The sequence below is a fragment of the Thalassotalea coralli genome (genome assembly GCF_055786205.1).
In genome coordinates, this window is record NZ_JBVVBK010000001.1 from 185,073 (window position 1) to 199,643 (window position 14,571).

Annotated in this window: 12 protein-coding genes; 8 read left to right on the plus strand and 4 right to left on the minus strand. The window is 39.2% G+C overall.

The features are described from left to right. Position 1: 1 nt before the first annotated feature. Positions 2-880 carry an ABC transporter ATP-binding protein gene (locus ACOB80_RS00700; RefSeq protein WP_473163875.1) on the minus strand — a complete coding sequence of 293 codons (879 nt, stop codon included), beginning with the start codon at positions 878-880 and terminating at the stop codon, positions 2-4. A gap of 194 nt (positions 881-1,074) precedes the next feature. Here ACOB80_RS00700 and ACOB80_RS00705 point away from each other — a divergent pair, with 194 nt between their 5' ends. Both ACOB80_RS00705 and ACOB80_RS00710 read left to right on the plus strand, forming a co-directional pair. Then, the gene (locus tag ACOB80_RS00705; protein WP_473163876.1) at positions 1,075-1,755 is read left to right on the plus strand and encodes a response regulator transcription factor; all 681 of its coding nucleotides are present in this window, start codon (positions 1,075-1,077) and stop codon (positions 1,753-1,755) included. Then, positions 1,742-2,956 carry a sensor histidine kinase gene (locus ACOB80_RS00710; RefSeq protein ID WP_473163877.1) on the plus strand — a complete coding sequence of 405 codons (1,215 nt, stop codon included), beginning with the start codon at positions 1,742-1,744 and terminating at the stop codon, positions 2,954-2,956. The genes ACOB80_RS00705 and ACOB80_RS00710 overlap by 14 nt, the downstream gene beginning before the upstream one ends. A 186-nt stretch (positions 2,957-3,142) precedes the next feature. On the opposite strand, the gene ACOB80_RS00715 is transcribed toward ACOB80_RS00710, so the two are convergent. Both ACOB80_RS00715 and ACOB80_RS00720 read right to left on the minus strand, forming a co-directional pair. Next, a complete protein-coding gene (locus ACOB80_RS00715) occupies positions 3,143-4,144 on the minus strand; it encodes an alpha/beta fold hydrolase (RefSeq protein WP_473163878.1) in 1,002 nt (333 codons plus the stop codon). A 203-nt stretch (positions 4,145-4,347) separates the two neighbouring features. After that, entirely contained in the window at positions 4,348-5,229 is an 882-nt protein-coding gene (locus ACOB80_RS00720) for a winged helix-turn-helix domain-containing protein (protein WP_473163879.1), read from the minus strand. A 175-nt stretch (positions 5,230-5,404) separates the two neighbouring features. Between ACOB80_RS00720 and ACOB80_RS00725 the strand changes: the two genes are divergently transcribed. The 3 genes from ACOB80_RS00725 (at position 5,405) to cydB (ending at position 8,422) form a co-directional block, all read left to right on the plus strand. After that, entirely contained in the window at positions 5,405-5,950 is a 546-nt protein-coding gene (locus ACOB80_RS00725; RefSeq protein WP_473163880.1) for a GbsR/MarR family transcriptional regulator, read from the plus strand. Positions 5,951-6,054: 104 nt separating this feature from the next. Continuing rightward, positions 6,055-7,431, plus strand: a complete 1,377-nt coding sequence (locus tag ACOB80_RS00730) for a cytochrome ubiquinol oxidase subunit I (RefSeq protein WP_473163881.1) — start codon at positions 6,055-6,057, stop codon at positions 7,429-7,431. Next, positions 7,424-8,422 (plus strand): cytochrome d ubiquinol oxidase subunit II, encoded by a 999-nt coding sequence (gene cydB, locus ACOB80_RS00735; protein WP_473163882.1) that lies wholly within the window; start codon positions 7,424-7,426, stop codon positions 8,420-8,422. The genes ACOB80_RS00730 and cydB overlap by 8 nt, the downstream gene beginning before the upstream one ends. Positions 8,423-8,494: 72 nt before the next feature. Here cydB and ACOB80_RS00740 read toward each other — a convergent pair whose 3' ends face one another. After that, positions 8,495-10,672, minus strand: a complete 2,178-nt coding sequence (locus tag ACOB80_RS00740; RefSeq protein WP_473163883.1) for a PQQ-dependent sugar dehydrogenase — start codon at positions 10,670-10,672, stop codon at positions 8,495-8,497. 479 nt (positions 10,673-11,151) lie between these two features. Between ACOB80_RS00740 and ACOB80_RS00745 the strand changes: the two genes are divergently transcribed. From ACOB80_RS00745 to ACOB80_RS00755, 3 genes are all read left to right on the plus strand, one after another. Beyond that, entirely contained in the window at positions 11,152-13,158 is a 2,007-nt protein-coding gene (locus tag ACOB80_RS00745) for a tetratricopeptide repeat-containing sensor histidine kinase (protein ID WP_473163884.1), read from the plus strand. A 225-nt stretch (positions 13,159-13,383) separates the two neighbouring features. Next, entirely contained in the window at positions 13,384-13,557 is a 174-nt protein-coding gene (locus ACOB80_RS00750) for a hypothetical protein (RefSeq protein ID WP_473163885.1), read from the plus strand. Positions 13,558-13,567: 10 nt separating this feature from the next. Further along, a complete protein-coding gene (locus ACOB80_RS00755) occupies positions 13,568-14,335 on the plus strand; it encodes a hypothetical protein (protein WP_473163886.1) in 768 nt (255 codons plus the stop codon). The last annotated feature ends 236 nt before the right edge of the window (positions 14,336-14,571 follow it).

A 14,571-nucleotide genomic window follows, 5' to 3' on the forward strand; every position in this document is an offset into this window, starting at 1 on the left:
CCTATTTTTGCGTGCTGTTGCTCGATAGAGCGTCGAAGTAAACATCTTCTAAATTAGGTTCAGCCAATGTGAATTCAGATGATGGAAGCACGTCTGACAGGACTCGAACATGGCGCTCAGCGCCGATACTCTTAACGGAAAGAACGTTAAAACTATTTTGGAATTGCCATGCTTTCTGATCAGTTGTTATGGTTTGCCAAACCTTTTGAGATAACGCTTTCGACATCTCTTTGGTGCTTCCTTGTTTAAGAACACTTCCTTTATTGATGATGGCCATATCGCTGCACAGGCCTTGAATATCTTCAATAATATGTGTGGAAAGAATAAGGGTTGCCTGCTCACCAACTTCGCTTAGTAGACTGTAAAAACGATTTCTCTCTTGTGGGTCTAATCCTGCCGTTGGTTCATCGACAATAATGAGTTCAGGAGAGGCTATAAGTGCTTGAGCGATACCAAATCTGCGAGTCATCCCTCCTGAAAACGTTGCAACGGCTCGATCTTTGTGTTCGATTAAGTTAGTTTGTTCTAGTAAGGTGTGTACTTTTTGATGCCGAGTGTCTTTGTTTTCTATTCCTTTTAATACGGCCAAGTAGTCGAGTAACTTAAATGCCGATACCCTAGGGTATACGCCAAATTCTTGTGGTAAATACCCTAGTCTCAAACGCAAGTTTTCAGGATCATTTATAGCGTCGATATCATCGAATGTTATTCGACCATCATCTGGACGTTGAATGGTTGCCAAGGTGCGCATTAGGCTTGATTTACCTGCGCCATTTGGCCCTAACAAACCGAACATTCCTTTCCCTATAGATAAGTTTATTCCTTTTAGCGCATGTACACCGTTGCTGTAGCGTTTAGTAATATTCTCTACTGTTAACATAAAACCCACCTTTAATTTCTGACTTTTGTGTTACTTTAGAGGTGAGGTGTAAAATTAAAGTAAAAAAGCTGAGCGTTAGCGGGGCTTCCTGCTATTTAAGGGGTAGAAAGAACTTTTTACGTTGATTTTACATTGCAGCTGTATGCTTTTTACGTTCATACCAGTCAGGTAAGTAAGCACAGAGGTTAGTTGACGTGGCAAAAATATTGGTAGTGGAAGACGATATAGATATTGCAACAGGGATAGGGGAGTATGCTGAAGCGATTGGGCATGAATTGGATTTTGCTTATACAGGTAGGCAAGCAAAATCGTTACTTAATGAAAATAACTACGATCTTGTATTACTGGATATCAATTTGCCGCACATAAGTGGCTATGAAATTTGCCAAAACTTGCTTGGAGAACAATTAGCAAGGCTACCGGTTATTATGATGTCAGCTAATCAGGAAGAGCAAGATGTACTGAAAGGCTTTGCTTCCGGCGCTTGGGATTATCTGAAAAAGCCCTTTTCTTATGCAGAGCTTAATGCTCGTATCAATGTTGCTTTAAGTCGTGTCCAATTGAGTGAGCCTTCTGTTATTGAAGTTGACAAGTTTCAACTAGATAAAGAATCAAAATCTCTGACCTGCTCTGACAGCCAAGTTGTTCAGTTGCGTAGCTTAGGCTTTTCACTTGTAAAATTACTTATGGAACAGTCGCCAAAAGTCGTATCAACATCAACGATAATTGACACCCTTTGGCCCGAAGATGTACCGCAAAGTAATCCATTACGAGCCAATGTTTACGCATTGAGAAAACAGTTTAAACAAAAATTTGGGGTAGAACTTATTCATACAGTTAAAGGCGTGGGGTACAAGTTTGATGTGGAAATTTAAGTCAACGTTAACCAACCGGGTAACAGCTTCCATTTCGCTTTTGGCTATGAGCTTGTTTTTTGTCCTGTCGCTTTTGGCATTTATGGTCACTTTTATCATTGAAGACACTGTTATTCATAACGTTTTACGTCAAATGAGCTCGACAGAGATACCAGCTTCAGCAGGCGTGTCTCGCGTAACAGAGCAAGACCTAATCAGTATGGGATATAAAGTAAAAGAAGTTAATAGTTTGAGTGAGCGTATTAACGCTTTTGGTGAATTTGAAGCCAAAGGTGAGAAATATCATTTTATGGTATTGGAAGATCACATACTCCTTTTGAATACGACCGATATTATTGCGGTGACAGCTAGAGCCCAAGGGATTCTTAAACTTCTCCTGCTAGTTTTAATACCAAGCATGATATTGACGCTATTTGTTTCACGTCATATCGCACGACGAGCTTTAAGGCCATTTACGCAGCTAAAAACTCAGTTTCTACTTACCGATAAATCAGCGAGAAATATTCAACAGCTAAATGAAAAGATTCGTGAGACTGATGTCAAACAAATCGCAGATGAACTAGCGCAAGCTCTCACTGAAAAAGAGCAGGTCTTACAACAACAAATTTCGTTTAATCAAGGTATTAGTCATGAACTGAGGACGCCGGTTCAGGTCATGACACATGCAGTTGAATTACTAGCGATCAAGCATCCGGAGCTTACTGAGAAGAACGTTTACCAGAGACTAAACAGTGCATTGAGAAGAGTGCAGCGAACCAGTGAGGCCATGCTGTGGTTAACAACTAACAAAAAAGTTGCAGCACCATTACAGCTAAATACGTCACTAGCAATAGTTAAGGAAGAAGCTATCGCTATGTATCAAGCCCATGGTTTAAGTTTTTCGATAAAAGAAAGCGACAGAATAAGTGCTTTTATACCTAAAGAAGTTTTTGAATTTATTGTTTTTAATCTAGTGAATAACGTTATTCATCATGGGAGAGAAGAAAACGGTGTTAAGGCAATGGAAGTTGAAGTCACACAAAACGCTATCTTGGTTAAAAATAGTATAGATGTTGATGCACCTAATTTGACAGAAAGGGAGTCTTCAGACAGTAGCTTCGGTTTAGGGCTATTACTAGTCGAAAAGTTCTGTCAGCGCTTTGATTTAAAAATGGTTGTTAACAACACAAGATGCGAGTTCATAGTAAAAATCGTTGTTTAGATTATGTTATCTTGAGCTTAAGTATAAGCTCTACTACTCAAGTGATGCAAAGAAACTAGTAGTATCCGTATGACGTAATAGACATATAGCTGTTCCACTACTTTGCGAATTATTAAATCAATTTCGTCGAAATAAAAGAGCTAACTGGGCAATTAGCTCTTAAGATAAGTGCAAATAAGAAATAGATTACTCTTTTGTTATAAACTCAGTCATTATTTCGGCAAACTGCTCAGGCTCTTCCGCCCATGTCCAATGGCCTGTTTTTTCTAAGAACGACAATTGTGCGACTCCTTCAGGTAGCATTTTGTAGAATCGATAAGCCATTTCTGGTGTTGTTTTCCAGTCGTTTCGGCCATTAAGGATTAACGTTGGTATGTCGAACTTTTCAAACATGCTCGCGTTAACATCTATGCCTTTTAGCGTGCCACCTATGGCAACTTCGGCATCTGTTCCCGCAATATCAAAATAAACATCCATATTGAACCTATCGCGTCTGTCGTTTGAACGGTATTTTCTTAGAGGAGCTGCTCTATCCGGCGCATACCAATCAGATTTGTCGTCGATTTTTCTCTGGTAAAATACATCGATATAAGCCATATCGCTGGTTAACATACCTGTTTTGCGTAATGCTTCCATCTTCTCCCATTCTTGTGGGAAGAATGTTTTTCTTAAATACGCCGCTGCGTTTACATTCATTTGTTGGCTAATAGCGTCAGCGGAGGCACTTAACATGATGAGTTTTTCAACGCGTTCAGGGTGCTTTAATGCGTATTGCACCGCTGGAATGCCACCATATGAATGCCCGGCAACTACTATTTTTTCCGCCCCTAAATGCTTGCGCAGTGTTTCTATGTCGTGAACGGTATTCAAAGGAGAATGTTTACCTTTTATCTTTCTAGTCGAGCGGCCAACGCCAGTCTCATCAAAGTAAACAATTTGATAGCCATTTTCTTTTAAGAAATCGAACGCTCCCCAAAATACGGTTCTGCTGCCGCCTGGACCGCCATTCACAAGTACTACCGGTGTACCGGTACCGTCAGTTTCATAATATATTTTGCCATGCTTGGAAGGGATATATGTACCTTGCCCATAGGGAGCGGGTAACGTTTTTTTATTGTCATTAGCAAAAAGATTGAAAGAAGATACTAAGGCAAATATTAGTGCCATCATCTTAAGGTAATTAGTCATGTTTAATCCTTCTAAAAGAGGAAAGGTTATTGAGTCAATTGTTCATGTAAAGTGATGACATTTTAGGGCTCGAAGTGCGTTGGTTGAACTAAGGCCTTAGTGCTTATCACTTGGCATGTAGAGGACTATTTTTAAGAATTTAATGCCAGTTAGGATTGGTTAAGAAGAGTTATGATTGGTTATAGTTATTATATTTCAGTGGGTTATGGCTTGTTGGCGATTTCTCTTAATTCTTGCCATATTGGGTCTTGAGAGTTGTCTCTTTGATCATTTAGAAGGCAAAGTTGGTTTGAGACGATGAGGTTTTTTACTGCTAAAAATTGAGCCTGCATCACTTTGTTTAATTCACTACTGTTAGCCAATTCAACTATGTCGCTTCTTAGTATTGTCGCAGTGGTAGGTTCAACAATACTCAAACGAATAGATTGGTTGTTGTTCGTGCTGACGAGTTCAAAGTGACTAATTAAACCTGCTCTGTCTTTGCGCGCTTGAATAGGGACAAGCATAGACTTAACTCGGTCGGATAATATCAATTGAATATTGCCTAGCTTATTCTCTTTAGCGAGCATGGTTCGCCATTCTTGATAAGCACTGTTTCCTTCTACTGACATTTCTTCTGTGGGAATATTTGTCCACAATAAAACACGGTTGTTAGGTGCCAGGTTTGTACCTCGGATAAAAAACCAATACACAGTAATAACCAATAAAAGGAAAGATGCTGCTAGAACTAAAAGAAAGTTTCGTTTATTGATAATAGGAAGTTCTTGAGTAATTGACTCTGTAAGCAACGCTTCTTTAGGCTCGACAGCGATGATCAGACGATAACCTTCGCCTCTAATCGCCTGAATAGATATTCCTTCAAGTGCCGATTCGTCAATAGCTTTACGCAACACAAATACGCGTTGTTTTAAGGTTTCAGCACTTACTTGACTGGTCGTCCACACTTTTTCGGTTAACTCTGCAACGGAGAAAGTATGCTCAGGTTTAGTCGCCAATACTTCTAATAATCTGAAGCTCAGTGGCGGAAGGATGACTGATTTACCAAGGTGGCTAACGGTGTGATTTTTATTATCAAACTGCAACACGCTATTGATTCCAATATTAACAACTCTTTTACTTTATCAGTAATTTTTCGCTGTTCACATAGTTCTGCAAAAACAAGTCGTACAATTCTGTAACAAGACGTCAAAATTTGTTGATCTGAATCAAAGAATATTCTATTCTTTTTAAAGTTTCAGAAATTATTGAAAGTTTAAAAAGATGAATTTATCACCAAAAATTGAAAGCTTTGTGATGCATTGCGGTGAAATGGGCAGTCGGTGGGGATTTAACCGTACTATTGGTCAGATTATGGGGTTACTTGTGATGAGCGAGCAACCTCTATCTGCTAATGAAATTGGCGAAACCCTCAGTATTTCTCGCGGCAATGTTAGCATGGGCATTAAAGAACTTCAGTCTTGGCGACTTGTTACCGTGCAGCACATTGCTGGCGATCGCAAAGACTATTACCTTCCCATAGGTTCTATTTGGGAATTAGCCAATCGCGTATTCGAAGAACGCAGTAAGCGAGAAGTAGATCCAACCTTATCGCTTCTGCGTGACGCCTTGCTAGATGAGCCAAGTAATGAACAAGAAGCTTATGCGCAAAAGCGCATGAATGAGATTCATGAATTACTTGAAACACTCACGCAATGGGCTGCTGAACTTCAAAGCATTAGCCCTGAAAAACTAACGACCCTAATGAAGTTAGGTTCGGGTGTCGTGCGCATGTTAGATATTAAAGACAAGCTTATAAAAAGCGGCTAACCGATTTAACGCTTAGGCGTTAGTAACGTATTCATTATTTTTCGAGCACTGGCTTTAGCGAGTGTTCTAGGCAGACTCGTGTCAATTTTCTTCAGAGGTAACGCATGTTAGATACAGAAATGCTCTCGCGGATCCAATTTGCAGTGAATATTAGTTTTCACATTCTTTTCCCAACAATCACCATCGCGATGTGTTGGTTTTTAGTGTTTTTTAAAGTTCGTTTTGACCAGACCGGCCACCCAGTGTGGATGCGAGCCTATCGGTTTTGGGTAAAAATATTTGCGTTAACTTTTGCCTTGGGGGTGGTTAGTGGTATCACCATGTCGTTCCAGTTTGGCACGAATTGGCCAGGCTTTATGGAAAAAGTGGGTAATATCGCTGGGCCGCTTTTAGGTTACGAGGTATTAACGGCCTTCTTTTTAGAAGCCACTTTTTTGGGCATCATGCTGTTTGGCATTAAGAAAGTACCACCTAAAGTACATACCTTAGCTACTGTGATAGTGGCAATAGGGACTACGCTTTCCGCGTTTTGGATCTTGAGTTTAAATTCTTGGATGCAAACGCCAACAGGCTTTGAAATGCGCGATGGGGTTGCTTATCCACTAGATTGGTTCGCTATTATATTTAATCCATCATTTCCCTATCGTTTATCTCATGTGTTAGTTGCATCAGGGCTAACCGCAGCTTTTTTAATAGCAGGCATTAGCGCTTATCGATTACTAAAAGGCGATACTAAACAAGCGCCTAAACTCACCTTAAAAGTTGCTTTAACCGTTGCAGCAGTGCTTGCGCCGCTACAAGCATTCGTTGGCGATTTACATGGTCTTAATACATTAGAACATCAACCACAAAAAGTTGCCGCGATGGAAGGTGTGTGGCAAACGGAGAAAGGGGCGCCGCTATTATTGTTTGCGATACCTGATGAGGAAACGAGAACTAATCATTTTGAAATTGGCATTCCTAATTTAGCGAGCTTGATACTAACCCATGAGATGGAGGGTGAAATAAAAGGCCTAGATGAGTTCAAAGGAGAGCACCCTCCGGTAAAACCTGTTTTTTATGGTTTTCGATTGATGGTTGGTCTAGGTCTGCTGATGATTTTGGTTTCTTGGTGGGCACGTATAAAGCTATTTAGGCGCGATACTTTACCTCCAGCATTTTTATACCTATTAGTGGCTATGTCTTTCTCTGGCTGGGTTGCAACATTAGCCGGCTGGTATGTCACAGAAATCGGTCGTCAGCCTTATCTTGTTAGCGGTGTGCTGCGAGTTAGCGATGCTGTAACTGACATTGCTCCTAGCAACGTCGTGCTGAGTTTAACCATGTACAGCTTAGTGTATGCGGGCTTGTTGTGGGCATATTTACACACGGTATTTTTAATGGCTCGTCGTAGTGTTGAAGTAGAAGAATTTGAAACTGAAGAGCCTAGTATTTTAAGTAGTGTTTATAAAAAAGATTCATTGGAGAGCAGTCATGTTTGATCAAGACACTTTGGCGGTTATTTTCGTTGGCCTGATGGGGCTGGCTACAATTATGTACGTGATACTAGATGGGTATGACCTAGGTGTTGGTATGTTGATATCGAGTGACTCTGAAAAAGACAACGACACTATGATAGCGTCAATCGGTCCTTTTTGGGATGCTAATGAAACCTGGCTAGTGCTCGCAGTTGGCTTGTTACTTATCGCATTTCCAGTTGCTCACAGCATGGTTTTAAAAGCCCTTTATTTACCATCGGCAGTGATGCTTATTGGATTGATTTTACGTGGTGTTGCTTTTGATTTTAGGGCGAAGGCTGCGGTTTCTCATCGCAAAACTTGGAATACCTTGTTCAAAGTAGGTTCATACGTCGCATCTCTTTCGCAAGGGTATATGTTAGGGGCCTATGTTACTGGTTTTGATAACTCTATTGCTGCTACGTTATTCTCGCTTTTAAGTGCTATTGGTGTTGCTGCCGCGTATCGCTTAATTGGCGCTACATGGTTGGTGATGAAAACTGAAGGCGAGTTACAACAAAAAGCGATATCTACTGCGCAACAAAGCGTTATAGTGACATTCTTTGGTATTTTACTTGTGTCGGCGACTAACCTTTGGGTTAACCCTGAAATTTACGATAAATGGCTATCAATTTCTTATGCGACCTTCTTATTGCCAATTCCAATCGCTTGTTTTGGTTTGTTTCTCGTTTGCCATTTTGTGCTGAAACATCTTGCCGAAAAACCTGAGATCGGTTCGGGCTTGCCGTTTGTCACTGTGGTATTTATTTTTGCGCTAAGTTTCTTTGGTTTGGCCTTTAGTTTCTTTCCATATATTGTGCCGAATAAGTTAACAATATGGGAGTCTGTTGCTGCGCCAGAAGCACTAAACTTTATTCTTGTTGGTGCAATAATCGTGGTGCCCACCATACTGCTTTATACCATTTATTCGTACCGTGTGTTTTGGGGGAAAGTGGAAGAGCTTAGGTACTATTAAATCTTACAAGATAAAAAAGGCGCCAAATAACTGTTTATCTGGCGCCTTTTGTTTTAATCATCTTGTCTAATTTTATCTACATGTAACTTCATTTATGTAGCCATGGAATAATTCCACAACCTCAGTTTGAATAGTACTGCGGCCCATAGGCGGCATTTTGTAGTACTCTGTAGTATTAAGCCTCTGATAGATAATTGACTTTTCTGGATCTCCTGGCGCAATTAGTTTTGCGTCTTCAATACCAAGGCTAGAAATTTCAGGCTCAGAATTACAAGCTCCCCATTGATCTTTTACATTCCAAGTAAAATCTAGGCTGCCACGGGCAGGACCATTCGGATTATGACAATAGGCGCAGTTTGAATGGGCAAAGCTTTTCACTCTGCTTTCTCTTGTTACTACGTCATTCAGATAATCTGGAAGGGCGTCTAATTCAGTGATGCGATCAACAACGTTTTCTTGCAAAAATGCGATATCGGCTAAATATTCAATCTGATTAGCAGTATGATCGTCTGAGTATTTACGCTCAATATTCAATTGTCTAAATTCAGGGCCAATAGCACCATTTATCGAATCGTTATGACATTGCTGACATTGAATTCTACTTGGGATTTGATAAGCGATACCATTGACATCAACAACTTTACCAGCAGGAAGTAAATTTGCTTCAGTTTGTTCGTCATTCCATTCGTAGGTATATCCGTTCCACTCATTTATGTCATTTTTCATCAGTAAACGAGTTTCTAATTTCTTACCTTCAAAGGCAAATTCTTTAATTAATACTGAGCCAACTGGGAAAATAAAGTCACCATTATCAGTAACTTCAATTTGAGTATTGTCTGGTATAGCCATCCAGCGACGTTTATCTGCACCGTCAGTATACAAAGGAGAGGCAACGTCAAAAGGAATTGCAGATTCTACAGTAACCAGTTCAGAGCCATTGGTTTCGAAACAACCTGTTTCAGAGAGTGTCTGTGGGAAATCGCTAATTTCAGCGCCATTTGAATCTTCAGGTACCATTTTGAAAATACCTGTGTAATGGCTGACAAATATCTCGCCGTCAAAGTCTGCTGTAAATGCTCGAATACCACCATTTGGAGATAGCTTTCCACTAAATAGCTTGTGCCCGTATGGCTGATTATTTTCATCGTACTCTAAAGAAAGAATCTGAGAAAAAGCTGAGAAATCGGCAAAGATAAACTTACCAATTAATGTTTCAATAGCTGAACCACGGTAAACTAAGCCACCTATAATAGCTCCCCAGCCAGCATCATGGCTGTATTCTAATTCAGGGTCTATTAAATCTTCATAGTCTCCACAGCCTTCGCCTAATAGACAGTTAGTACCTTCTTTTATTGGCCAGCCATAATTACCGCCTTTTACCACTTTATTTACTTCTTCTAGGTTTGAAGCACCTACATCACCAACAAAAATTTCGCCAGTTTCTGTATCAAAACCCCATCGCCAAGGGTTTCTAAATCCTACTGCCCATATTTCATCTCTAACACCTTCAACGTCAACGAAAGGGTTATCACTTGGAATTGAGTAGGTTCCATCACCAGGCACATTTATACGAATCATTTTTCCGTATAAGTCATCCATATTTTGTGCAACCATTCCTTTGCCGTCATCACCAAACGCGAAATACAAATGGCCGTCACTGCCGAACTCTAAATGACCGCCTTGGTGGTTCTTAGAATATTGTCTTAAGCTCAGAATTGTTGTCTCATCAACTAGGGTTTGGCTATCCTGGTCGAAGGTAAACTCATTAATCGTAGTATACCTTTCGGCTTGTTCATTATTATGCGAATAGTAAAGGTAGACTTTATTGTTTTCCGTAAAATTAGGGTGGAATGCAAGTGATAAAAGTCCTAATTCTCCATAAGAAGAGTCAACTTTTTCCGAAATATCAAGAACTAGCTCCTTGTTTGAAACATCGGAAGCATCGTCAAATTTGTAAACTTGACCTCTTCTGTCTAGTAAGTACCAGTGTTCACTATCGCCAGGCATGCGATAAATTTGGATTAGTTGGCCCAGATCTAAGTCCGAAAATTGACGTTCAAATTTAACTGCTGAAGTTTGTTGCGGAGCTTCATGTGCAAGGCATGTTAAGTTTTCTGGTCGCTCAGGATCTACAATTACTGGAGGTGGAGTAACTACTGGAGGTGTTTCTATTTTATCGCTGCTTCCCGAAGAAAAACAACCTGTTAGGATTAGAGTGCATAAGCCACTAATCGATAAAAGCTTGTTCATAATTTTCCTTTTAATTAATATAACTGACCAAGTTTTTTGATGTTTTTATAGCCATCTAATGAGACTTAGAAATTATTAGATTTAGTAACTACTTACTTTAAACATTATTAAGTGTTTAGATGTTATCTATCCAATCTAAGGTCATAGTTTTAACGCTGAGCGGTATACTACAACATTTGATGGTGGCAAGTTAATAAGCAATATAAGATTAATCGCAGAGTTTTTCAGAAACCCTCAACTCATACAATTTTGTAGAAGACTTTGTTAGTTTTTGTTTTTATTGGCTAAATTATTGCGTTTATAAATAAAGTTATTACATGCGACACCCTGTCTCATCATTTGATTTGTCTTTATCATTGCCTTTGATTTTGAATGTTCTTTTCTAGCGTCTTGGATTTTTGTACTGAATCAACGTATATTTATTTTAATGACGGATTTTTCGCAGAAGGAAGGCACATCATTATTTAATTGAGGTGGCTTTGAAAATCTTTATATTCATCATGCTTTTAAGCGTGTTTTCGGTAAATGCGCAAGAGGATGTACGATTAACGGATGATGAGTACAGTGTTTTACGAAAAGATATACTTGAAAATTACGCCAGTCGCCCATTGGATGCTGTCGGCAGGGCAGATTATTACCTAGCTAAACACGATGCGACGTTTACTTTGCGTCAGCGCGTTCGCATGCAATACACCAAAGCCTTTTATCAAATTGCAGCCGAGCAGTTTGAAGATGCATTCTCCACTTTAGTGCTTTGTAAACAACTTGCCGATCAACTCGGTGACCCCGCGTTAATCTATTATTATCACAGCTATATAGCCGGCATGTTTAGTACGCTGGAAAACTACGAATTATCGGCAAGTTCTTATATATCTGCCCTTGGGGTCGCTAAACAAACGACAGATCAGCATTTAGTGGCTAGAGCGCACAACAATGTTGGCCATCTGTTGATTTTACTTGAGCAATACGAGCGCGCCTTACCCTACATTGAAAAATTTCACCGATTTGGTGTTGAAAATAAGGTCGTCACTTATCAAGCTACTGCATTGAATAACCTAGGTGAATTAGCTCTAGGTAAAGGTAATATTGAAGAAGCAGAGCGATATTTCAAAGAGTCGCTACAGCTTAGAATAGACAATAAATTACCGCTTCGTGCTTCGTGGTCTATGTTAAACCTTGGAAAGGTAAGTTATCTCAAGAAAGACTATGCTCAGGCTAAGAGTTTCATTGAGCAATCTATTGAGATTCGCGAAAAGTATAAACGCGAACTGCAAGTGATAACCTCACAATTAGCGTTAGTAAAAGTGCTCTTGGCGATGGAAGAGTTTGATAAGGCTTACTCGCTTTTAATCAACAGTATCGATGAGCTTAACAGCAAAAAAAGCTTACATTTATTGGTTCATGCTTATGAGCTACAACAGGAGTATCACCATCACAGAAAAGAATTCGAATTAGCGCTAGAAATTGCCAATAAAAGGGTGAAACTTAACACCGAATTAATGCAGAAAAAAGCCGATTTAGCCCTTGTCCATCACATTGCCACTGTTGAACTTGATGTAAAGGAAATGGATAACCTGAACTTGAAAAAACAGAACGAGTTGGCTCAACAAGAAGTTGCATTAAAACAACGTCAGACTAATATAATTCTTGTTTCCAGTGGACTCATTTTATTGATTATTCTCGTTTTTGCTACATCGTTATCGCGTAAAAATAGAAAGCTGGCGCAAGCTCGTGTTGAGTTAATCGAAGCTGAAAAAATGTCGGCGATGACAACATTAGTGTCTGGCATGGCACACCAGCTAAATACCCCAATTGGTATTCTTGTTACTGCGAACTCATTGATGCGAGATAAGCTAGGCATTATTAGGAACAAAATAGAACAAAAAATACTGAGCCAAGCCCAACTAGAAAAACTCTTGGATGAATTTTCCTATTCGTTGCAGTTGTCTGAAAGCAATTGCAATAAAACCGCTGGTTTGATCCAGCAATTTAAACAAATTTCCGCTGAGTTAGAGGGCTCCGAACTAGTCAAATTTGAGCTACATTCTTTTATCAAAAGTAAGCTTTCACTCATTTGCCGCCAATATCCAAACATTAAGCACTACCAAGTACATGGCGATAACATTCAGGTAAATCACTATGCTAATGTACTTCTAAGGGTATTAGAGCAGCTGATAAAAAATACCGCAGAGAACAAAAAGCGAGATGAAAATAGCTTAGCAATTACGATAGAGATCAAAACGAATGAAGAGGGGGTAACGATTGCGTATTGCGACAATGGTAGTGGCGTTCCTGAGGATATTATCGACAAAATATTCGACCCGTTTTTCACCACTAAGGGGATGCAAAAAAGCCTAGGGCTTGGACTGAATATCGCCTATAACTCAGTTAAACATTTAATGCAGGGTAACCTTTCTTGTCACGCTTCGGAACAAGGCGCTAGATTCTTAATTGCCATTCCAATTTGTGTTAAAGAACAAGAGTAAGTTGATTGAGCTCCTTTATAGTTACCTGTAGTTTTGCTAAATAAAAAAGTTAGTTACTTAAGCAGTATTTACAATCTGATACGTTAAACCTGTTTGAAAATGCGGCATAAATATCGTATTGTGAAGTTATGAATTGGATTTTAATCTACGGTCTCTAGATAATCCTCTAGTAAGTCTGTAGAATTATTACTTCCCGCTGAACGAGTAAGAGAAAGGTGATTTATCATGGGCTTTATTATGAAAAGTACTGAAGATACTAACTCTACAAGTGACAACGTGAACATCAATAAAGACGGCATTGTTAGTCTTAATTTGGACAATAAATCTGTACAATCAAAACTTGTAGAACAGATCAACAAGCTTAAGTTTTACGAGAGAGAACTTAAAATAGCAAAATAAAAGGATTTATATGGGCGCTTTAGCGCTTGGTATTGTATTGATTATTGGCTATTTTTATCAAAGTCACCATCCATACAGACGTTTAGAGCTAGTGCGTAGTACTGGCTATCATATCTACTTCAAAGCAGGCCTTTCTGGTTTTGTATTACTATCGATATCATTGTTAATTTGGTCTGTTATCGATTACTTTGATCTTCCATCTGCCTTCGTAGATTATTTTGAGTTAAAAGACTCTTTCGTTTATATCAAAAACGGTAAACATTGGGCTGACATAAAGCTGGTAGCCATTTTTGCTCTGATGTTTATTTCTACCTTAATTTATATTGGACTTAGAAAGTTTTTCAATACGAAGGAAAAGTCATTAGAGCGAGTTAAAAAAATTGCTCATGAACTTGAGTTGCTGCTGATTGAAGCAACTGAGAATGTGTCTCCAATTCGTGTAGAGCTAGACTGTGGCAAGGTCTATGTAGGAATACCCGAAACACCTAATCTCGATCGCGGAGAAGTGAGCTTTCTTACCTTGCTGCCACTGTTAAGTGGGTACATAAATGATGAGAAGAAAATCATTTTTAATAACAATTACTACCGTCATTACCAAGAATATATACATGGCGATGAGCTTGAAGAACGTGGCTCGCATTCTAGCGTAACAGACTTTTCTATTGTCATACCTATTGAGCAAGTCGTTGTCTCGAGCCGTTTTAGTATTGATGCTTTTATCCAATTCAGAAAAGATAATGGCTCTGAACTTACTGGCCCTCATGAGCCGGAAGAGTAACTTATTAAAAACTGACAGCCCAATTTAGGCCAGCTCTTCTGACAATTAGCTATACTTCTTAAAACTTAATCAGAATTATTATAAAGCTATTACACTGAAAGCTTTGATTTAAATGGTGGCCCCTCCCAGACTTGAACTGGGGACCTACCGATTATGAGTGTGATTTTTTATTGTTTTTCTATGAACATATATGAACAACCGTATAAAAATGTTGCATCATAACTTATTGTAAAATA